We start from the raw sequence: 20,513 nt of genomic DNA on the forward strand, positions 1-20,513 counted from the left end.
CTCTATCCTTAAGCCAGTTGACTGTCACTTATGGGCTTTGGCATGTCCCATTGCAGATTTGCGACGTCCTGATTCCCTGCGACAAGATCACTGGACGGCTTGACAGTCGTTGCATTATTGAACTTATTTACCACCCCATACTCACCTTTCGGCAGCACGTCATATGGCTTATTCATGAAAAATTTGGTTGTAGGTTCATCTAGCTTACCCGTCCGGTAATATGCCCTTGCATAGGGATTTTCATTCTGAGGATCGCGCCAGTCTGCACGATGTAACAACCCTTCCCAAAATTTCCCCGCCTGATAATCGAATGATTTGCACTGCCCAATAGCCAAATCAAACGCCATAGCGTGCGATGGCGCAAATTCGCTCATCACAATAGAGGAGTGCTGGCTGTAGCCCACCGGGTCGATTTTCTGCCATTCCGCTTGCAGTTCTTCCGGTGTTTTCTTCCAGGTAAGGGTAACTAACTGAAAATCACGCGAACCTGACACCTCACCATAAATAACCTCATGCTTGCGTTCAAAACTCTCTTCTTTAAGCTCTGAAGCAGATAAAACGTGACCCGGCTGCCAGCCAATATTTTGATAGCGGTTCACTGCAAAGGTTGTCGTTACCGTGCGCTTAATGGCGCTGGCTTTGGCGGAATAGGAAATGTAGGCGTCCGGGCTGTCCGGATCGACATAATAGGTATACGGTTTATCACTGGTTTTAGGATCGTTATCCGGGTGATTATCCTCCCCCTGAAGTTTGAAAATAAAAGGTTCCGGTAACTCCTCACCGTTTATCACCACATCGCGAGCGCTGTAACTGGCGTTCGTGAGAAAGGCATATTTTGCATCCCCCTCATTTCGCGGTGGTAGCTCAAAGGGGTTAGCGTCAGGGATGTTTCCTACTTCACCATGCTGGTAAAACACGCGCTGAAACAGATTAGGTATATCACTGGCAATATTCTGAGGAATGCCTCGCCAGCCAAACCCCTGCACATTCTCCAGCGACACGACGCCATCGTTCGGGCAAAAGTAGTTATACACTTTACCGTCGTTGCTTCGGCAATATCTGCCATCCGTTCGCAGCGGATTATCGGAAGGTTTACGCAGGGTACAGGAGGCCTCCAGAGCAAGTAATTCGCTCTCGGCCATTTTCCCGCCACCTTTCCATTGCGTATGCATCAGGCGACAGAAATTTTTAAATGTCTGCTGTCTGGCGTCGTCGGTCTGTTGATAACCCGGCTGAATATTTTCAGCCACGCGCGACTCAAGAGAATATGGTGAGTGATTAAGAATCACACAATTTACCGGATCGTATCCGGCCTGTTTCACCAGCATATTTGCCAGCATAGTAATAATCGTGCCCTGACTGTGAGCGACGATATTGATAACATCGTTTTGAGTTACTAACGGCTGACGAATCTGAATAATCAAATCCGCCAGCCGTTGAGCGGCAAAAAACTGGTAAATGCGGTGCGGGTTTTCATAAATGGGATGGGTAAAATCGCCATCATTGAAGTGCAGCGAGGCAAATCCCGCAGCGGCAACGCCGAAGCCACCGGCGCCGGGCCCCAGCATATCCGGGATCGTCGTCGTCGCGTTGGCAAAGGTCCCGCCCCCCTTGGCAAAACTCTTATCAAGTGCGTTCTTAAAGTTATCGTTCTGGTACTGAAACGGCCCTTTTCCGTCATTACCCAGCGACTTTTTATTCGTCTCGTTATCTTCCTGGTACGCATCATAGGGAAGATGCGCTTTGTCACTCAGCTTCCCGACCTCCTCCCGGTAGCGCTTCTGGTCCGCCCGGTAATCAGCATGCGTAACCGGTTTATATCCCCAGTAAAACGGGATGATGGGGGAACGCCCTGGAGTGATAATTCTGTAGTCTTTCCATTCGTGGGCGTAAAAATCCTGCCGGTTAAGTCGCTTACCCAGCCCGGCAAGTATACCTTTCTCCTGGTTCTGGTAGGCTTCACCCACGTCGTTCACGCCATGGACGAGGATCACAATGCCGGGCATCGGACGCGGTATCCCGACGTTGCGCGTCTGGGCGACTTCGCCCAGGGTTTTGTGTACCGGAATATCGCCTTCTGATACCACCCGTGGAGCGTAGGGTTTTGTCTTCGCCTCCGTCATTCCATTATCTCCATTTTATAGCTGTCGAGGTCGTCAGCATCGAGCAGGGGTGAACGACCGCAGCTGTCCGTCACGCCTTCCACCACCTGTCCGGATGCACTGGTCAGCCTGAATTTTTTGTTTGCCAGAATTTGCTCCGGATCATCGCCGGCGTGCAGTTTGTAGCGAAGTTTAAAGGCGCCTTTCTCAAAGGATGGCGTCGGTACCGACACACTTTCCGGACCGTCGTATTTCAGGCTCGGCGCTTTGAGCTCAATGCCCGTCGGCGAGAAAATGGTGACCAGTCCGGTCGGGCTGATACGGATCCCGCCGCCCCCGCAGACAAACTGCATTCCCTTTCTGGCACTGCCGTTCATTTTCCCGGCGGTGCTCGTCAGCGTGAAATCCTGCTGCGACAGCATGTGCATTTCGCCCCGCTGCGCCTGCGTCGTAATATCCCCCGCACCGGCAATCATCTGGATGCCGAGTTTGCGGGCAAACAGCGACAGTTTTTCCCCTACGGCCAGCGAGAATTTTTTCACCACATTCACGCTGGCATTCCCGCCCGCTGTGGCAATCAGGTCTTTCCCGGCGGAAAGTTGCAGGCTGTCCGGCGTAACCAGCGCAATTCCACTTTTTCCATATGCCAAAATACCGGGCTCCGCGAGATGACTCAGCGTCTGGCTGAGCGCATTTTGCCGATCGGTTTCCACATTACTCGCACCTGCCGTAAGCGCACTTTGTTGTAGGGTCATCGCCAGCGATAACGCCTTTTCAAGTTGTGTAATAGCCGCTGTCATATCCAGTTGCTTACCCCCCGCGCGGGGCTGGGCTTCCGTGGTGATCATCACGCCTTTCGCAGCACGCAGCGCCATCCAGTCGTCGGTGCGAGCCTCCACACCTTCCCCGCGCTTTTTGCCTTCAGCATCAACCAGGTGACCCACACTCACTTGCCCTTTGCCGTACTCCGTAGCGATTTTGATGTGCTCCTGCCCGCGACGATCTTCAAGACGGATCTTGTTCAACGCGGCCGTGCGGATCACGTTTCGGGTATCGTTACGGTTTGTGACTAAATCCGGGTGGCTGCCGTCGTGCATGACATGCGCGATAAAAGGTCTGTCCGGATCGCCGCCTTCGAAACCAACGGCAACTTCAGTCCCCTCCAGTAGCGGAAAGTGAATACCAAAGGTGTCACCGGCGTACGGCCTGCCGAGGCGTACCAGGGCGCTTTCGAATCCGACCCGTTTTTCATCAAGGTCAAAATCGAACTTAACCCTGTAGCGCCCAACCGCATCAAGTCCGGCATAGGTTTTATCTCCCCCGATAGCCTTCACTCTGGCGGGCACCGTTCCGGCTATCACCGGCCGGGATAAGTATTCAGGACGGAAGCTATAGCCCTGGATATAGGGGATCCCAGAAAGTACGGCGCGATAGTGTTCAGCACGGCTGCCGCGGATAGTCATCGCAGTTATCACAAACCCGGACTTAAACCCGTCAGGTACAGGCCCTGAGGGATAAAACATAATGCCTGGCTGAAGCTCGGGATCGCTGGTTGTCGCCCCCAGAAGACTCTGTCCGTTCAACAGGCGTTCATAACGCAGACGAGCGTAAAATGCGGCGGTTTCCGCCTCTTCACCGTGAAAATCCCCCGCAGTCAGATAGTGATCGGCATAGTGATAGTGTTGGCCTGTCGTTACACCTTCGGGAATATCGCTCGTTTTAACGGTCTTATCCGTCTGCGGCGATTGCGGGTCACGGTAGTTATAGGTGCGAACCAACACATTTTTGGGGATCAGGCCGTGCTGCTCCTCCAGATCGGTAATGTATTCGCTATAACTGGTCATGCCTGAATGTCGGACATAAGGCATCTGTTTGTCGCTGAAGTTGTAACGACGCGCAGAATCCCCAAAAATAACGACGGTTTCCGTTTTCACTTTGTTGTGATTCTCAAATCGGAACCAGATCCCTATCTCTGCCAGCAGCCGACGGATGAACCGCAAATCGGTTTCTTTCCACTGAACGATCATTTCCCGTCGTGGATAACTGTGGCTCAGTTGGTCAAAATCAATGTTGTAGCCGTCAAAGTGACCACTGTCCTTCATCAGCTTTGTAACGAGCTCCGGGACTGTCATGTTCATGTAAACCGCAGAACGGTAATTTTGATCCAGCAGCGCCAGCTCATGCTCCAGCACGCATTCATACAGTGCTTCGTCACCTGAAGACATCAGCCGCGAAAATTGGGTGATCGTGCCATTAATCTGGCGAACCGGCAGCCAGGAGGTTTGCCCATGCCATGAGGCTTCCAGATTGGGTGCACGCAGAATAAACTCAGCCCTTTGATTAAGAACAGCATTAATGGCAATGTTTAGATCCGGACTGGTAAAGCGAATGGTATAGCGATAAGGCTCGCTTAATATCTCTTTTCCTGTAAAAGAATGAACATCTGAAATAACATTTTTGCTACGCGGGAAATACAATAAATATCTGTTTAACGTGTCCTGCCTTTGAGCTACCTCAGATTCCCCTGACATTATTAGCTATCCTTTTAACAAACTTTCCGTTCATTAAAAACAATACACCCATCGCTCCCCCATTAAAATACCCAACTTCAGGTTGAATTAATTCACGGGAAGTGAATCTATTCACAGAATAAATAAAAAAGGACCAGACAATTTTATCACACATAAATTCAGAATGATTTATTCATCAAATATATAAGTGAAGGATTATTTAATAATGAAAAATAATACGCCTGGGGTTAGGGATATCAGAAATGTTGTGTAGAGAAGAAGAACTTATACATGCTGGTCACATAAAGTGACCAGCATCAGGCCAGAGGGCCTGCTTTATGCATTGGGCATTTGTTACTGTTTCGAGCCTTCTACCGCTTCGCGAGCCAGTTTAGTGATGCGATCCCAGTCGCCTGCTTCCAGCGCATCCGCCGGAACCAGCCAGGAGCCACCGATGCACAGCACGCTTTTCAGCGCCAGGTAGTCACGGTAGTTTGCCGGAGAGATGCCGCCCGTTGGGCAGAAACGCACCTGGGAGAATGGGCCCGCAATCGCCTGCAACGCTTTGGTGCCGCCGTTCGCTTCAGCCGGGAAGAATTTGAATTCTTTCAGGCCGTAGTCCATGCCCAGCATCAGTTCAGAAACGGTGCTGATACCCGGGATCAGCGGAATAGAACCTTCGGTTGCGGCTTTCAGCAGGGGCTCGGTCAGCCCCGGGCTGATGGCAAACTGTGCGCCCGCTTCGGTCACTTCCGCCAGCTGCTGCGCATTCAGAACCGTACCTGCACCGATGATCGCTTCCGGCACTTCTTTGGCGATAGCGCGAATCGCATCCATCGCACAGGCCGTACGCAGGGTCACTTCCAGAACACGAACGCCACCCGCAACCAGCGCCTTCGCCATTGGGACAGCGTGCTCCAGTTTGTTTACCACAATAACCGGCACGACAGGGCCAGTAGTCAGGATTGCTTCTGCACTTGTTTTCCAGTTTTTCATCAGAGTTTTCTCTCGCCAGATCGTTAAAATCAAGTCGTCTTAAAACGTAATACAGGTTGCGCCCTGCTCCGCACCGGAGAGTTTCTCACGCAATGCACCAAACATTTCGCGTCCGGTACCCACGCGGGATGCGCTCAGGTCAGGAATATGTGGCTGACGCGCCGCCAGCTCTGCTTCGTCCACCAGCAGGGTTAACTCGCCTGTCTGACCGTTAACGCGGATCATGTCACCATCACGCACTTTCGCCAGCAGGCCGCCGTCGTAGGCTTCCGGGGTGACATGAATCGCTGAAGGCACTTTACCGGATGCCCCCGAGAGGCGTCCATCGGTCACCAGTGCAATTTTGAAACGGCGGTCCAATAATACACCAAGCGGCGGCATAAGTTTATGTAATTCTGGCATCCCGTTCGCTTTTGGTCCCTGATGACGCACCACGACCACACAGTCTTTATCAAGCAGACCCGCGTCAAAAGCAGGTAAAACGTCGTGCTGGCTTTCAAACACCACCGCCGGGGCTTCAATCACCTGATTCTCTTCCGGCACGGCAGAGGTTTTCATCACGGCACGTCCAAGGTTACCGCTCAGCACTTTGGTGCCGCCGTGAGGAGAGAACGGCTGTTCGAAGGTTGCGATAACCTGAGGATCGAGCGAGTCGCTCGCTCCTTCGCGCCAGTCCAGCTCACCGTTGTTCAGCCAGGGTTCAAGGGTATAGCGATGCAGGCCAAAGCCCGCCACCGTGTTGACATCCTCATGCAGCAGGCCGCCTTTCAGCAGCTCGCGCATCAGCACCGGCACGCCGCCCGCGGCCTGGAAGTGGTTGATGTCCGCCGGACCGTTCGGGTACAGACGCGCCATCAGCGGTACCACAGAGGAGATATCGGAGAAGTCATCCCAGTTAATCAGAATGCCCGCCGCGCGCGCCATCGCGACAAGGTGCATGGTATGGTTGGTTGAACCGCCGGTCGCCAGCAGGGCGACAATCCCGTTTACGATAACTTTTTCATCCACCATTTTGCCCATTGGCATCCACTCGTTGCCGTTACCGGTCAGGCGCGTCACCTGACGGGCTGCGGCTTCGGTCAGCGCTTTACGCAGTGGCGCATCCGGCTGGATGAACGACGAGCCCGGTAGCTGCATCCCCATAAACTCCACCACCATCTGGTTGGTGTTGGCCGTACCGTAGAACGTACAGGTGCCCGGCGCGTGATAAGACGCGGCTTCCGCTTCCAGCAGTGCCTGACGGTCCGCTTTTCCTTCGGCATACAGCTGACGGATACGGACTTTTTCCTTGTTTGGCAGACCGCTTGCCATCGGGCCTGACGGCACAAAAATCGCTGGCAGGTGGCCAAACGACAGCGCGGCCATCACCAGCCCCGGGACGATTTTGTCGCACACGCCCAGATAGAGCGCGCCATCAAACATATTGTGAGACAGGCCCACTGCCGCCGACATGGCGATCACTTCGCGGCTCAGCAGGGACAGCTCCATACCGTCCTGGCCCTGGGTTACGCCATCACACATGGCCGGCACGCCGCCTGCAACCTGGCCCACCGCGTTCACGCTGTGCAGCGCATTGCGGATGATAGACGGGTAGACCTCATACGGCTGGTGGGCTGAAAGCATGTCGTTATAGGAGGTAATGATGGCGATATTGTTACGCAACATGCTTTTCAGCGCGTCTTTATCACCAGGCTGGCAGGCCGCAAAGCCGTGGGCCAGATTCCCGCAGGCCAGCTGTGAGCGATGGACCGTTTCACTCTTCGCCTGTTCGATGCGGGCAAGGTAGGCAGCACGGGTCTCTTTCGAGCGTTCAACAATGCGTTGTGTTACGCGTAACAATGTCGGATTCATAAAAGCTCCTCTAATTTATCTGTCCAGGCTCGGGAGTTTACACAGTTTCTGACGGTTGTTAACAACGCTGAAACGCCTGATATCCGGAGCACAGGGGCAAAATGTCTGAAGGGAGTGTAATAAAAAAAGCTCCGCGGGTGAATCCACGCGGAGCTTAAAAGATAAAAATTATGCCACTTGCTGTGTTAGATCATGTTACCGGTAAAATAACACCTTTGGGCTAGAGAAGGTGGTTATTCAAACTCGTTCCAGGAGCGGCCATCACGGGTGATCATCGCAACGGAGGCGACAGGTCCCCATGTTCCCGCCTGATACGGTTTTGGCGCGTCCTGATCGGCTGCCCACGCTTCGGTGATGGAGTCGACCCACTTCCACGCCTCTTCCACTTCATCGCGGCGGACGAACAGCGCCTGGATACCACGCATGGTTTCCAGCAGCAGACGCTCGTAAGCGTCGGCCAGATGCGTCTGGTTGAAGGTTTCAGAGTAGCTCAGGTCGAGCTTGGTGGTTTGCAGGTTGTGTTTGTGATCAAGACCCGGCACTTTGTTCAGGATCTGAATATCCACACCCTCGTCCGGTTGCAGACGGATGGTCAGTTTATTCTGCGGCAGTTCCTGCCAGGATTCTTTGAACAGGTTCAGTTCCGGATTTTTGAAGTAGACCACCACTTCGGAGCATTTTGCCGGCAGACGTTTCCCGGTACGCAGGTAGAACGGCACACCGGCCCAGCGCCAGTCGTCGATATCCACGCGGATCGCCACAAACGTCTCGGTGTTGCTGGACTTGTTCGCGCCCTCTTCTTCCAGATAGCCAGGAACTTTTTTCCCCTGGGCAAAACCTGCGGTGTACTGGCCGCGCACGGTTTTCTCACGCACGTTGGAGCGGTCAATACGGCGCAGTGATTTCAGCACTTTCACTTTGGCGTCACGAATGCTGTCGGCCGTCAGATCTGACGGTGGAGACATGGCAATCATGCACAGAATTTGCAGCAGGTGGTTCTGGATCATGTCACGCATCTGGCCGGCCTGGTCGAAGTAGCCCCAACGGCCTTCGATGCCCACCTCTTCCGCCACGGTAATTTCCACGTGGTCGATAGTGCGGTTGTCCCAGTTGTTCACAAACAGGGAGTTGGCAAAACGCAGCGCCAGCAGGTTCAGTACCGTCTCTTTGCCCAGATAGTGGTCAATACGGTAAACCTGACACTCCTCAAAGAACTCGCCTACCTGGTCGTTGATTTCACGCGAGGTCGCCAGCGACGTACCCAGCGGTTTCTCCATCACTACGCGCGCCGGTTTGGCGTTCAGCTTCGCCTCGCCCAGACCTTTGCAGATGGCGCCGAAGGTGCTTGGCGGCATGGCGAAATAGTTAATAGTGACACGATTTTCCTGGTCAAGCATTTCACCCAGACGGGTAAAGGCGCCTACATCGTTGACGTCCAGGTTGCAGAAATCGAGACGCCCGCTCAGCTTATCCCAAAGGCTTTCATCGATTTTCTCTTTCATGAACGTTTCGAGCGCCTCACGCACGACTTTGGTATAAGCCTCCTTATCCCAGTCTGCGCGCCCTACCCCAAGGATCCGGGTGTCGGGATGGATCTGGCCCGCTTTTTCGAGCTGATACAGGGAAGGCAGCAATTTTCGGCGTGCAAGATCGCCTTTCGCGCCGAAAATGACCAGGTCACATGCCTGGGCTGTTTGCGTTACCGCCATGTCATTCTCCTCAGTTAGATCGCCTGGTACTCTGCCAGGTATCGTTGTAATTTTATTACAATGCACTGTACTGCTTTTACGCGTTTCCTGAAACCATTAGCGCTTAACGTCACGTGCGATACGGTGATTTTTCGTCGCCTGGGCCATTACGCCCGTCTGATGACGCAACAAACGTCGATTCTTTGCGCAACGGGGTCAGAGCAAAACCCGACGTCGATCAAGTAATGAAAAAAAACAACAACATTTCTTGTCGACGATTACCCTTTCGGGAGTCCTGGGGGTAATATCGGCTAAATCGAATCAAGGTTTCATCTCTTTATGAAATCGTTTATGCCCTCATGAGCGTCTTGTTAACAATGAACATGCTGGAAAAAATCCAGTTTCAACTGGAACACCTTAGCAAATCCGAGCGCAAAGTGGCTGAAGTTATTCTCGCCGCGCCCGCTCAGGCGATTCATTCAAGCATCGCCGCTCTGGCACAGGAATCGGGCGTCAGCGAACCGACGGTCAATCGATTCTGTCGTAGTCTGGACACGCGCGGCTTTCCTGATTTTAAACTGCATCTGGCCCAAAGTCTGGCAAACGGCACCCCGTATGTTAATCGCAATGTCGATGAAGACGACAGCGTTGATGCATACACCGCAAAAATATTTGAATCGGCAATGGCCACGCTCGACCACGTTCGCCAGTCTCTGGACATGAGTTCAGTAAATCGCGCGGTCGATCTTCTCACGCAGGCCAAACGGATTGCCTTCTTTGGCCTTGGCTCGTCCGCCGCCGTGGCGCATGACGCCATGAATAAGTTCTTTCGCTTTAACGTGCCGGTGATTTACTCCGATGACATTGTGCTGCAACGCATGAGCTGTATGAATTGTAGCGAAGATGATGTCGTGGTACTCATCTCTCATACGGGCCGCACCAAGAGCCAGGTGGAGCTGGCGCAGCTCGCGCGTGACAACGATGCGATGGTCATCGCCCTGACGACGGCAGGTACGCCGCTCGCCCGGGAAGCGACGCTCGCCATTACCCTGGACGTACCGGAGGATACCGACATGTACATGCCGATGGTCTCCCGCCTGGCGCAGTTGACGGTCATCGACGTACTGGCGACCGGTTTTACCTTACGCCGGGGCGCAAAATTCCGGGATAACTTGAAGCGGGTCAAGGAAGCCCTGAAAGAATCGCGTTTTGATAAAGAATTGCTTATAAAGAGCGATGTTCCCTAATAACGACGAAGTACGATTTACGGCATTCGGTCCCCTCGCTACTGCCTTGCGATAGATGAAGGCCGATTCTATGTTCACGCAACACCAAAGTTGTTTCAGTCAACGGAGTATTACATGTCCAGAAGGCTTCGCAGAACCAAGATCGTCACCACCTTAGGCCCGGCCACCGACCGCGATAATAACCTCGAAAAGATTATCGCCGCGGGTGCTAACGTGGTGCGTATGAACTTCTCTCACGGTACGCCAGAAGACCATAAATTACGTGCCGACAAAGTGCGTGAAATCGCAGCTAAACTGGGCCGCCATGTTGCTATCCTCGGTGACCTGCAAGGTCCAAAAATCCGCGTATCGACCTTTAAAGAAGGCAAAGTCTTCCTCAACATCGGCGATAAATTCCTGCTGGACGCCAACCTGAGCAAAGGCGAAGGCGATAAGGAAAAAGTGGGTATCGACTACAAAGGTCTGCCTGCTGACGTTGTGCCTGGCGACATCCTGCTGCTGGACGACGGACGCGTACAGCTGAAAGTGCTGGAAGTTCAGGGTATGAAGGTATTCACCGAAGTGACCGTCGGCGGCCCGCTCTCCAACAACAAAGGCATCAACAAACTCGGCGGTGGCCTGTCTGCCGAAGCGCTGACCGATAAAGACAAAGCGGATATCGTGACCGCAGCGCAGATCGGCGTGGATTATCTGGCCGTCTCCTTCCCGCGCTGCGGTGAAGATCTGAACTATGCTCGCCGCCTGGCGCGCGATGCAGGCTGCGATGCGAAAATCGTTGCAAAAGTGGAACGCGCTGAAGCGGTCTGCGATCAGGACGCGATGGACGACGTGATCCTGGCGTCTGACGTGGTGATGGTTGCCCGTGGTGACCTGGGCGTGGAAATTGGCGACCCTGAACTGGTCGGTATCCAGAAAGCGCTGATCCGTCGCGCGCGTCAGCTGAACCGCGCGGTGATCACCGCCACCCAGATGATGGAATCCATGATCACCAACCCAATGCCGACCCGTGCAGAAGTCATGGACGTGGCGAACGCCGTGCTGGATGGTACTGACGCGGTGATGCTGTCAGCGGAAACCGCGGCGGGCCAGTATCCGGCGGAAACCGTGGCCGCCATGGCGCGCGTCTGCCTGGGTGCAGAGAAGATCCCAAGCATTAACGTCTCCAAGCACCGCCTGGATATCCAGTTCGACAATGTGGAAGAAGCGATCGCGATGTCCGCGATGTACGCAGCCAACCACCTGAAAGGGGTCACGGCGATCATCACCATGACCGAATCTGGCCGTACCGCGCTAATGACGTCCCGTATCAGCTCCGGTCTGCCGATCTTCGCCATGTCCCGTCACGAGCGTACGCTGAACCTGACGGCGCTGTATCGCGGCGTGACGCCAGTATACTTCGACAGCACCAACGACGGCGTGGCCGCCGCGCACGATGCCGTGAACCTGCTGCGCGACAAAGGTTATCTGGTATCCGGTGATATCGTTATCGTGACGCAGGGTGACGTGATGAGCACCATCGGCTCAACCAATACCACCCGCGTACTGACCGTAGAGTAAGCTCTGATCCCCTCTCCCCTAAGGGGAGAGGGGTGAAGGTTTCCTATTTCTTCGGGAAAAGTTCTTTACGCTTGTACGGCTCTGTTTCGCCAGGTTTACGCGTTTTGAGCAGCTTCAGGATCCACGTATATTGCTCCTTATGCGGCCCCACCAGCACTTCCACCTCTTCATTCATGCGGCGTGCGATGGTGTGATCGTCTGCGGTCAGCAGATCGTCCATCGGCGGACGTACCTCAATGCTCAGGCGATGCGTTTTACCGTCATAAGCCGGGAACAGTGGGATCACGCGGGCGCGGCAGACTTTCATCAGGCGACCAATCGCAGGTAGCGTGGCTTTATAGGTTGCGAAGAAATCGACAAACTCGCTGTGCTCAGGACCGTGGTCCTGATCGGGCAGATAGTAGCCCCAGTAACCCTGACGTACCGACTGAATGAAAGGCTTAATGCCATCGTTTCGGGCGTGCAAGCGTCCGCCAAAGCGACGGCGCACGGTATTCCAGACGAAATCGTAGATTTTGTTTCCCTGATTATGGAACATCGCCGCCATTTTCTGGCCCTGCGACGCCATTAACATCGCCGGAATGTCGACCCCCCAGCCGTGCGGCACCAGGAAAATCACCTTTTCATCATTGCGACGCATCTCGTCGATGATCTCCAGCCCTTTCCAGTCAACGCGTTCGACGATCTTCTCCGGCCCTTTCAGCGCCAGTTCCGCCATCATCGCCATCGCCTGCGGCGCGGTGGTATACATGTCATCAATGATTGCTTCGCGTTCGGCGTCGCTTTTATCCGGGAAACAGTACAACAGGTTTATTTGCGCGCGTCGGCGCGCGCTTTTACCCAAGCGCCCTGCCAGGCGCCCCACTTTACCGAGCACCGGATCGCGAAGGGAAGCAGGTAGCAACGCCATGCCAGCAAACGCATATACGCCAATCCAGGCGCCCCAGTTACGCGGGTGGCGAAAAGATTTTTCAAACTCGGGAATGTATTCAATATTGTTTTTTTTGGTTTCCATGCGGGTTCCAGGGTCTGGTGACGCAAAAATATATGCGGATAGTGTAGCGAGGCTGCCGCCCGCGCACAAAAGAAAAAGCCGGCGCATACTGACGCCGGCTTTTTAAATCAGGAGAGCTTAGTCGAAGCGAAGCTGCGGCATCACCTCTTTCACCTGCGCCAGGTAATCTTTGCGATCTTTCCCGGTCAGCCCTTCGGTGCGCGGCAGTTTCGCCGTCAGCGGGTTAACCGCCTGCTGGTTGATCCACACTTCATAGTGCAGGTGCGGCCCCGTCGACCGGCCGGTGTTACCGGACAGCGCGATGCGATCGCCACGTTTCACCTTCTGGCCCGGTTTGACCAGCAGTTTACGCAGGTGCATGTAGCGGGTGGTGTACGTACGACCGTGACGAATAGCAACGTAATAGCCAGCAGCACCGCTGCGTTTCGCCATGACCACTTCACCATCTCCTACCGCCAGCACTGGCGTGCCCTGCGGCATAGCGAAGTCAACGCCACGGTGCGGCGCTACGCGGCCCGTTACCGGGTTCAGACGACGCGGGTTAAAGTTGGAGGAGACGCGGAACTGTTTCGCCGTTGGGAAACGCAGGAAGCCTTTTGCCAGACCCGTACCGCTGCGGTCATAGAACTTACCGTCTTCCGCGCGAATAGCGTAGTAGTCTTTGCCGTCTGAACGCAGACGAACGCCCACCAGCTGGCTCTGCTCGCGCTTACCGTCCAGCATTTCGCGGGACATCAGGACAGAGAACTGATCGCCTTTTTTCAGTTTGCGGAAATCCATCTGCCACTGCATGGCTTTGATCACCGAGCTGATTTCAGCGCTGGTCAGGCCGGCATCGCGTGCACTGGAAACAAAGCTGCCGCCGACGGTTCCTTTCATGACGCTGTTAACCCAGTCGCCCTGCTGCAATTCACTGGTCATTTTGAAACCGTTTGCAGTGCGATCGTAGGTGCGGGTTTCGCGACGGGACATCTCCCAGGTCAAACGTTGCAGATCGCCGTCGGGCGTTAAGGTCCAGGAAAGTTGCTGACCAATTTTCAGGTTACGCAGCTCTTTATCGGATGCGGCGAGCTGGCTGATGTTGCCCATGTCGATACCGTACTGGTTCAGGACGCTGCTCAGCGTATCGCCAGTGGATACAACATATTCATGAATGCCAGCTTCATTCTGGATCTTGTCATCCAGCTCATCCTGGGGAATCGCTTCATCTTCCTGAGCGGCCTGATCGATAGGCTCGCTGGCCTCGGGCAGCAGAGAGCGGATCTCGCTCTTCTCCAGTTCGATGGTTTTGATGATTGGGGCGGAACTCGGGTGGTAAACATAGGGCCGCCAGACGGCGACCGCTAATGTGAGAACTGTAAGCGACCCCAGCATAACGCGGTGGGGTCGAGGCAGATTGTTAAATGCCAGGGCGACAGAGCGGGCTATCTGTTGCACGTATTCACTTCCTCGTTAATCTCCTTTCAGGCAGCTCGCATACTGATTCGCCAGTTGGCTGAGGAACTGCGAATAGCTCGCTTTGCTCAACTGGATGTTCGTACCTAGCGGGTCAAGGGTTCCCATGCGCACGGATGTTCCCCTGGCCACGGCTTCTACGACCGCTGGCCTGAACTGTGGCTCAGCAAAAACGCATGTCGCTTTTTGCTCAACCAACTGTGTTCTGATTTCATGTAAACGCTGCGCACCAGGCTGAATTTCAGGGTTGACGGTAAAATGCCCCAGCGGGGTCAGACCGTAATGTTTCTCGTAATACCCGTAGGCATCATGAAAAACGAAGTACCCTTTTCCTTTAAGCGGTGCGAGCTCGTTACCCACCTGTTTGTCGGTTGCGGCTAATTGAGCCTCAAAATCCTTCAGGTTGGCGTCGAGTTTGATTCGACTTTGCGGCATAAGTTCCACTAATTTGTCGTGGATTGCAACCGCTGTAAGCCGCGCTATCTCTGGGGAGAGCCAGAGATGCATGTTGTATTCACCGTGATGGTGATGGTCGTCACCTTTTTCACCATGAGCATGGTCGTGGTCATGCTCATCACCCTCGTCCTCAGCTCCTTTCATGAGTAACGGTTTCACGCCGGACAGCCCGGCAATCGTCACCTGTTTCTCAGCGGGAAGCTGTCTGGCTGACTTCTGCATGAACGCTTCCATCTCAGGACCAATCCAGACGACTAAGTCCGCGTTCTGTAAGCGTTTTACATCAGATGGACGCAGAGAATAATCATGCTCGGAAGCCCCGTCAGGCAGCAGAACCTGTGTCTCAGTGATCCCGTCCGCGATGGCAGAGGCGATAAATCCAAGCGGTTTAAGCGAAGCGACAACAGCGGCGTTAACATCTTGTGCTGTTGTACCCCAAAGAGCAGCGGATAAAGCTGCGAAAAGAAGCGTATTTTTCTGTAACATAATGCGACTAATCATCGTAATGAATGCGTGGAATGTGATATTATAACATTCGATGACTTCTGCAAGCTTAAATTGACATGACGACTTTAGTTTCTCTTGAAAATGTTTCGGTCTCATTCGGCCAGCGCCGCGTCCTTTCTGACGTGTCGCTGAATCTGAAGCCCGGCAAAATACTCACGCTGCTCGGCCCTAACGGTGCAGGCAAATCGACGCTGGTGCGCGTCGTATTAGGCCTGGTAGCCCCTGACGCAGGTGTTATCGTCCGCGAAGACAAATTGCGTATCGGCTATGTGCCGCAAAAATTACATCTTGATGCCACCCTGCCCCTGACGGTGAGCCGCTTCCTGCGCCTCCGTCCCGGTACGCGTAAAGCGGATATCCTCCCGGCGCTGAAACGCGTTCAGGCGGGACATCTTGTTGAGGCGCCCTTGCAAAAGCTGTCGGGCGGTGAAACCCAGCGCGTATTGCTTGCCCGTGCCCTGCTCAGCAGCCCTCAGCTGCTGGTCCTGGACGAGCCGACGCAGGGTGTTGACGTCAACGGTCAGGTTGCGCTGTACGATCTGATTGACCAGCTCCGTCGGGAGCTTAACTGCGCGGTGCTGATGGTCTCCCATGATCTGCATCTGGTGATGGCCAAAACCGACGAAGTGCTGTGCCTGAACCATCACATTTGTTGTTCCGGCACGCCGGAAGTGGTGTCAATGCATCCCGAATTTATCTCCATGTTTGGCCATCGTGGCGCCGAACAGCTGGGCATCTATCGCCATAATCACAATCACCGCCATGATTTACAGGGACGAATTGTCCTGCGTCGGGGAAATGGACACTCATGATTGAACTGTTACTGCCCGGCTGGCTGGCCGGGATTATGCTTGCCTGCGCCGCGGGTCCACTCGGCTCGTTTGTCGTCTGGCGCAGAATGTCCTATTTCGGCGATACGCTGGCCCATGCTTCATTGCTGGGTGTCGCGTTTGGTTTATTACTGGACGTGAACCCGTTTTATGCGGTGATTGTCGTCACGCTGCTGCTGGCTGCCGGTCTGGTCTGGCTGGAAAAACGCCCTCACCTGGCAATTGATACCCTGCTCGGCATTATGGCGCACAGCGCCCTGTCGCTGGGCCTGGTGGTAGTGAGCCTGATGTCAAACATCCGCGTAGATCTGATGGCCTACCTGTTTGGCGATCTGCTGGCCGTCACGCCCGAAGATCTCATTTCCATTGCCATTGGCGTGGCGGTGGTGCTCGGGATCCTGCTGTGGCAGTGGCGGAGTTTACTGGCGATGACCGTCAGCCCGGATCTGGCCTTTGTCGACGGCGTGAAGCTTCAGCGCGTGAAGCTGCTGTTGATGCTGGTGACGGCGTTAACCATCGGTGTGGCGATGAAGTTTGTCGGCGCGCTGATCATCACGTCGCTGCTGATAATCCCTGCCGCCACGGCGCGCCGTTTTGCGCGTACGCCGGAGCAAATGGCCGGTATCGCGGTGATTATCGGAATGATTGCGGTGACGGGCGGGTTAACCTTCTCGGCGTTTTATGACACGCCAGCGGGGCCGTCGGTGGTATTGTGCGCGGCGGTGTTGTTTATTTTCAGTATGATGAAAAAGACCGCGCAGTAGTCAGCATGTCCCCGGTGGCGCTTCGCTTACCGGGGCTAGAATTTATCGCTACTTACGGCATCGCGGGCGGCGTAATGCCGAAATGATTCCACGCCCGCACCGTCGCCATACGACCGCGCGGGGTACGCTGCAAGAAGCCTTGCTGGATCAGATACGGCTCCAGCACATCTTCAATAGTCTCACGCTCTTCGCCAATTGCCGCCGCCAGGTTATCCAGCCCTACTGGCCCGCCAAAGAACTTATCCAGCACCGCCAGCAGCAGCTTACGGTCCATATAGTCAAAACCTTCAGCATCGACGTTCAGCATATCCAGCGCCTGGGCGGCGATCTCGGCCGATATAGTGCCGTCGTGCTTCACCTCGGCAAAGTCACGCACCCGGCGCAGCAGGCGGTTGGCGATACGCGGCGTACCGCGGGAGCGCTTCGCCACTTCAAACGCCCCCTCTTCGCTCATATCCAGCCCCATGTAGCGCGCGCTGCGCCCCACAATATGCTGAAGGTCGGGCACCTGATAAAACTCCAGACGCTGCACGATACCAAAACGGTCACGCAGTGGAGAGGTCAGCGAGCCGGCACGGGTCGTGGCGCCAATCAGGGTAAACGGTGGCAGATCGATTTTGATCGAGCGCGCGGCCGGACCTTCACCGATCATGATATCCAGCTGGTAATCCTCCATTGCCGGATAGAGCACTTCCTCCACCACCGGAGAAAGACGGTGGATCTCGTCGATAAACAGCACGTCATGCGGTTCGAGGTTAGTCAGCATCGCCGCCAGGTCCCCTGCTTTCTCCAGTACCGGGCCGGAAGTGGTACGCAGGTTAACGCCCATTTCGTTGGCGACGATATTCGCCAGGGTGGTTTTACCTAACCCCGGCGGACCAAAAATCAGCAGGTGATCGAGCGCATCGCCGCGCAGCTTTGCCGCCTGGATGAAAATCTCCATCTGAGAACGAACCTGCGGCTGGCCGATATACTCATCCAGCAGTTTGGGACGGATCGCGCGATCCACCACGTCATCTGGCTGAATGGTGCCTGCCGATACCAGGCGGTCTGCTTCAATCATCCTTTACCTCACAATGCAGCGCGCAGCGCTTCACGAATCAGGGTTTCACTGCTGGCATCCGGTTTAGCAATTTTGCTCACCATCCGGCTGGCCTCCTGAGGTTTATAGCCCAGCGCCACCAGCGCGGCAACCGCTTCCTGCTCGGCATCATCATCCGATGCAGGCGCGCCCGGGGAAGTCAGCACCAGATCGGCTGCCGGCGTGAACAGATCGCCATGCAGACCTTTAAAGCGGTCCTTCATCTCGACAATTAAACGCTCGGCAGTTTTCTTCCCGATGCCCGGAAGTTTAATTAACGCAGCCGGATCTTCACGCTCAACGGCGTTCACAAACTGTGGCGCTGACATACCGGACAGAATCGCAAGCGCCAGCTTCGGCCCGACGCCGTTGGTTTTGATCAATTCGCGGAACAGGGTGCGTTCCTGTTTGTTATTGAATCCGTACAGCAGCTGAGCGTCTTCACGCACCACAAACTGGGTAAAGACAACCGCCTCTTTGCCCGCCTCCGGAAGCTCGTAGAAGCAGGTCATCGGCATATGGACTTCATAGCCCACGCCACCCACTTCCAGCAGCACTAACGGGGGTTGTTTTTCAATGATGATGCCTCTGAGTCTGCCTATCACGTGACGCTCCTGCGTTCTGGAAGAAATTATCTGCCGACATAATAAAAAAAGGCTGGATAAACATCCAGCCTGATTTGTCATTATCGTAACCTGCCTCGCGCCAGATTGAGCCGCGACTCGCTCATTTGCATCGCATTCTGGCTGACGTGACAGTGGGTAATCGCAATGGCCAGCGCATCCGCGGCGTCGGCCTGCGGGTTCGCAGGGAGCTTCAGCAGGGTACGCACCATGTGCTGCACCTGGCTTTTCTCCGCGCTACCAATGCCCACCACCGTCTGCTTAACCTGACGGGCCGCATACTCGAACACCGGCAGCTCCTGGTTCACGGCGGCAACAATCGCCACGCCGCGCGCCTGACCGAGCTTTAACGCCGAGTCAGCGTTTTTCGCCATAAAGACCTGCTCGATGGCGAAATAGTCCGGCTGAAACTGAGTGATGATCTCCGACACGCCCGCATAGATGAGCTTCAGGCGCGACGGCAGATCGTCCACTTTGGTGCGAATACACCCACTGCCGAGGTAGGTTAACTGGCGTCCCACCTGACGGATAACGCCATACCCGGTGACGCGTGAGCCTGGGTCAATCCCGAGGATAATCGACATCACGCGTCTCCTGTAACGGATCTACACGCTCTCATCAGAGAGTCGCTGCAACCTCATCAGAGATTTCACCGTTGTGGTACACTTCCTGTACGTCGTCGCAGTCTTCGAGCATGTCGATCAGACGCAGCAGTTTCGGTGCGGTTTCCGCATCCATGTCCGCTTTGGTAGACGGGATCATGGAGACTTCAGCGTTATCCGCCTTCAGGCCAGCCGCTTCCAGCGCATCGCGCACGGCACCCATCTCTTCCCATGCGGTGTAAACATCAATAGCGCCGTCGTCGTAGGTCACCACGTCTTCCGCACCGGCTTCCAGCGCCGCTTCCATGATCGCATCTTCGTCGCCTTTCTCGAAGGAGATGACGCCTTTTTTGCTGAACAGGTACGCTACAGAACCGTCAGTGCCCAGGTTGCCGCCGGTTTTGGTGAACGCGTGGCGCACTTCCGCAACGGTACGGTTACGGTTGTCGGACAGACACTCAACCATCACCGCCGTACCGCCAGGACCGTAACCTTCATAAATGATGGTTTCCATGTTCGCGTCTTCATCACCGCCCACGCCACGTGCGATTGCACGGTTCAGGGTGTCACGCGTCATGTTGTTGGACAGGGCTTTATCCACCGCTGCGCGCAGACGTGGATTAGAGGCCGGATCGCCGCCGCCCAGACGCGCCGCTGTCACCAGCTCACGAATGATTTTGGTAAAGATTTTACCGCGTTTGGCATCCTGTGCCGCTTTGCGGTGTTTGGTGTTGGCCCACTTACTATGACCTGCCATAAAAAGTTCTCCAAAAATCGCGCCTTCTCAGGCAGCGTTAATTACAAATTCTTCAATCGCCTGCCGGTTGCTCCACGACTTGGTCAGTGCGGCGGCATCCGCCGCATCCACCCAGCGGTAGGTCAGGTGTTCCGTGAACACGATCTCCCGCTCATGGGGAAGCGCAAGGCAGAACCATGATTCCGTATTGCGCTCAATTCCCGGTGCATAGCGATGACGTAAATGGCTAAAAATTTCAAACTCCACCGTGCGCTGACAGTCCTTCAGGGTCAGTTGCTCGTAAGCAACATCAATGGCGACCTCTTCCTTTACTTCACGCGCGGCGGCCTGCGGTGCGGTCTCCCCCTCTTCCAGGCTGCCGGTAACCGACTGCCAGAAATCCGGATCGTCGCGCCGCTGCAACATCAGCACCCGCTTCGTGTCTTCTGCATAAATGACCACCAGAACCGAAACGGGACGCTTATATGCCATA

General features: G+C 54.9%; 17 protein-coding genes. 4 read left to right on the top strand and 13 right to left on the bottom strand.

From position 1 onward, the window contains the following. Positions 1 to 8 precede the first annotated feature (8 nt). From DD606_RS03070 to zwf, 5 genes are all read right to left on the bottom strand, one after another. Positions 9 to 2,123, bottom strand: a complete 2,115-nt coding sequence (locus DD606_RS03070; protein ID WP_045329869.1) for a DUF3274 domain-containing protein — start codon at positions 2,121 to 2,123, stop codon at positions 9 to 11. Beyond that, entirely contained in the window at positions 2,120 to 4,633 is a 2,514-nt protein-coding gene (locus DD606_RS03075) for a type VI secretion system tip protein VgrG (protein WP_048240583.1), read from the bottom strand. Before DD606_RS03075 ends, DD606_RS03070 begins: the two co-directional genes overlap by 4 nt. Positions 4,634 to 4,966: 333 nt before the next feature. After that, a complete protein-coding gene (gene kdgA / locus DD606_RS03080; protein WP_129258163.1) occupies positions 4,967 to 5,608 on the bottom strand; it encodes a bifunctional 4-hydroxy-2-oxoglutarate aldolase/2-dehydro-3-deoxy-phosphogluconate aldolase in 642 nt (213 codons plus the stop codon). Positions 5,609 to 5,647: 39 nt separating this feature from the next. After that, entirely contained in the window at positions 5,648 to 7,459 is a 1,812-nt protein-coding gene (gene edd / locus DD606_RS03085; protein ID WP_015570284.1) for a phosphogluconate dehydratase, read from the bottom strand. 233 nt (positions 7,460 to 7,692) lie between these two features. Beyond that, positions 7,693 to 9,168 (bottom strand): glucose-6-phosphate dehydrogenase, encoded by a 1,476-nt coding sequence (gene zwf / locus DD606_RS03090; RefSeq protein WP_003859771.1) that lies wholly within the window; start codon positions 9,166 to 9,168, stop codon positions 7,693 to 7,695. 356 nt (positions 9,169 to 9,524) lie between these two features. Between zwf and DD606_RS03095 the strand changes: the two genes are divergently transcribed. Both DD606_RS03095 and pyk read left to right on the top strand, forming a co-directional pair. Next, positions 9,525 to 10,394, top strand: coding sequence for a MurR/RpiR family transcriptional regulator (locus DD606_RS03095; RefSeq protein ID WP_003859769.1), 870 nt, complete (start codon positions 9,525 to 9,527; stop codon positions 10,392 to 10,394). Between the two features lie 114 nt (positions 10,395 to 10,508). Next, on the top strand, positions 10,509 to 11,951 hold the full coding sequence (gene pyk, locus DD606_RS03100; protein ID WP_003859767.1) for a pyruvate kinase: 1,443 nt from the start codon (positions 10,509 to 10,511) through the stop codon (positions 11,949 to 11,951). Between the two features lie 43 nt (positions 11,952 to 11,994). Here pyk and lpxM read toward each other — a convergent pair whose 3' ends face one another. The 3 genes from lpxM to znuA all read right to left on the bottom strand — a co-directional run bounded on the left by lpxM (position 11,995) and on the right by znuA (position 15,363). Beyond that, positions 11,995 to 12,966 carry a lauroyl-Kdo(2)-lipid IV(A) myristoyltransferase gene (lpxM, locus tag DD606_RS03105; RefSeq protein WP_022651444.1) on the bottom strand — a complete coding sequence of 324 codons (972 nt, stop codon included), beginning with the start codon at positions 12,964 to 12,966 and terminating at the stop codon, positions 11,995 to 11,997. Positions 12,967 to 13,083: 117 nt separating this feature from the next. Continuing rightward, positions 13,084 to 14,403: a murein DD-endopeptidase MepM gene (mepM, locus tag DD606_RS03110; protein WP_003859762.1), complete on the bottom strand. Its 1,320-nt coding sequence runs from the start codon at positions 14,401 to 14,403 to the stop codon at positions 13,084 to 13,086. A gap of 15 nt (positions 14,404 to 14,418) precedes the next feature. Further along, the gene (gene znuA, locus DD606_RS03115; protein WP_032610246.1) at positions 14,419 to 15,363 is read right to left on the bottom strand and encodes a zinc ABC transporter substrate-binding protein ZnuA; all 945 of its coding nucleotides are present in this window, start codon (positions 15,361 to 15,363) and stop codon (positions 14,419 to 14,421) included. Positions 15,364 to 15,440: 77 nt separating this feature from the next. Here znuA and znuC point away from each other — a divergent pair, with 77 nt between their 5' ends. Together znuC and znuB are read left to right on the top strand one after the other, a co-directional pair. Further along, complete coding sequence (znuC, locus tag DD606_RS03120; protein ID WP_003859757.1) at positions 15,441 to 16,196, top strand: zinc ABC transporter ATP-binding protein ZnuC; 756 nt, start codon at positions 15,441 to 15,443, stop codon at positions 16,194 to 16,196. Continuing rightward, on the top strand, positions 16,193 to 16,978 hold the full coding sequence (znuB, locus tag DD606_RS03125) for a zinc ABC transporter permease subunit ZnuB (RefSeq protein ID WP_003859755.1): 786 nt from the start codon (positions 16,193 to 16,195) through the stop codon (positions 16,976 to 16,978). The genes znuC and znuB overlap by 4 nt, the downstream gene beginning before the upstream one ends. 52 nt (positions 16,979 to 17,030) lie before the next feature. Here znuB and ruvB read toward each other — a convergent pair whose 3' ends face one another. From ruvB to nudB, 5 genes are all read right to left on the bottom strand, one after another. Next, the gene (gene ruvB, locus DD606_RS03130; RefSeq protein WP_003859753.1) at positions 17,031 to 18,041 is read right to left on the bottom strand and encodes a Holliday junction branch migration DNA helicase RuvB; all 1,011 of its coding nucleotides are present in this window, start codon (positions 18,039 to 18,041) and stop codon (positions 17,031 to 17,033) included. An 8-nt stretch (positions 18,042 to 18,049) separates the two neighbouring features. Next, the gene (gene ruvA / locus DD606_RS03135; RefSeq protein ID WP_003859751.1) at positions 18,050 to 18,664 is read right to left on the bottom strand and encodes a Holliday junction branch migration protein RuvA; all 615 of its coding nucleotides are present in this window, start codon (positions 18,662 to 18,664) and stop codon (positions 18,050 to 18,052) included. A gap of 80 nt (positions 18,665 to 18,744) precedes the next feature. Beyond that, positions 18,745 to 19,266, bottom strand: coding sequence for a crossover junction endodeoxyribonuclease RuvC (gene ruvC, locus DD606_RS03140; protein ID WP_023303896.1), 522 nt, complete (start codon positions 19,264 to 19,266; stop codon positions 18,745 to 18,747). A gap of 34 nt (positions 19,267 to 19,300) precedes the next feature. Then, positions 19,301 to 20,041 (bottom strand): YebC/PmpR family DNA-binding transcriptional regulator, encoded by a 741-nt coding sequence (locus tag DD606_RS03145; protein WP_003859747.1) that lies wholly within the window; start codon positions 20,039 to 20,041, stop codon positions 19,301 to 19,303. Positions 20,042 to 20,068: 27 nt separating this feature from the next. Then, complete coding sequence (gene nudB / locus DD606_RS03150) at positions 20,069 to 20,512, bottom strand: dihydroneopterin triphosphate diphosphatase (protein WP_003859745.1); 444 nt, start codon at positions 20,510 to 20,512, stop codon at positions 20,069 to 20,071. Position 20,513: the final 1 nt, after the last annotated feature.

Source organism: Enterobacter cloacae complex sp. GF14B, from assembly GCF_004136805.1.
GTDB classification, from domain to species: Bacteria; Pseudomonadota; Gammaproteobacteria; order Enterobacterales; family Enterobacteriaceae; genus Enterobacter; species Enterobacter hormaechei_C.

What these genes read in the sequence shown, in the direction of transcription:
- DD606_RS03070 (WP_045329869.1), bottom strand. Translation starts at nt 2,123, where the DNA reads ATGACGGAGGCGAAGACAAAACCCTACGCTCCACGGGTGGTATCAGAA.
- DD606_RS03075 (WP_048240583.1), bottom strand. Translation starts at nt 4,633, where the DNA reads ATGTCAGGGGAATCTGAGGTAGCTCAAAGGCAGGACACGTTAAACAGA.
- kdgA (WP_129258163.1), bottom strand. Translation starts at nt 5,608, where the DNA reads ATGAAAAACTGGAAAACAAGTGCAGAAGCAATCCTGACTACTGGCCCT.
- edd (WP_015570284.1), bottom strand. Translation starts at nt 7,459, where the DNA reads ATGAATCCGACATTGTTACGCGTAACACAACGCATTGTTGAACGCTCG.
- zwf (WP_003859771.1), bottom strand. Translation starts at nt 9,168, where the DNA reads ATGGCGGTAACGCAAACAGCCCAGGCATGTGACCTGGTCATTTTCGGC.
- DD606_RS03095 (WP_003859769.1), top strand. Translation starts at nt 9,525, where the DNA reads ATGAACATGCTGGAAAAAATCCAGTTTCAACTGGAACACCTTAGCAAA.
- pyk (WP_003859767.1), top strand. Translation starts at nt 10,509, where the DNA reads ATGTCCAGAAGGCTTCGCAGAACCAAGATCGTCACCACCTTAGGCCCG.
- lpxM (WP_022651444.1), bottom strand. Translation starts at nt 12,966, where the DNA reads ATGGAAACCAAAAAAAACAATATTGAATACATTCCCGAGTTTGAAAAA.
- znuA (WP_032610246.1), bottom strand. Translation starts at nt 15,363, where the DNA reads ATGTTACAGAAAAATACGCTTCTTTTCGCAGCTTTATCCGCTGCTCTT.
- znuC (WP_003859757.1), top strand. Translation starts at nt 15,441, where the DNA reads ATGACGACTTTAGTTTCTCTTGAAAATGTTTCGGTCTCATTCGGCCAG.
- znuB (WP_003859755.1), top strand. Translation starts at nt 16,193, where the DNA reads ATGATTGAACTGTTACTGCCCGGCTGGCTGGCCGGGATTATGCTTGCC.
- ruvB (WP_003859753.1), bottom strand. Translation starts at nt 18,041, where the DNA reads ATGATTGAAGCAGACCGCCTGGTATCGGCAGGCACCATTCAGCCAGAT.
- ruvC (WP_023303896.1), bottom strand. Translation starts at nt 19,266, where the DNA reads ATGTCGATTATCCTCGGGATTGACCCAGGCTCACGCGTCACCGGGTAT.
- DD606_RS03145 (WP_003859747.1), bottom strand. Translation starts at nt 20,041, where the DNA reads ATGGCAGGTCATAGTAAGTGGGCCAACACCAAACACCGCAAAGCGGCA.
- nudB (WP_003859745.1), bottom strand. Translation starts at nt 20,512, where the DNA reads ATGGCATATAAGCGTCCCGTTTCGGTTCTGGTGGTCATTTATGCAGAA.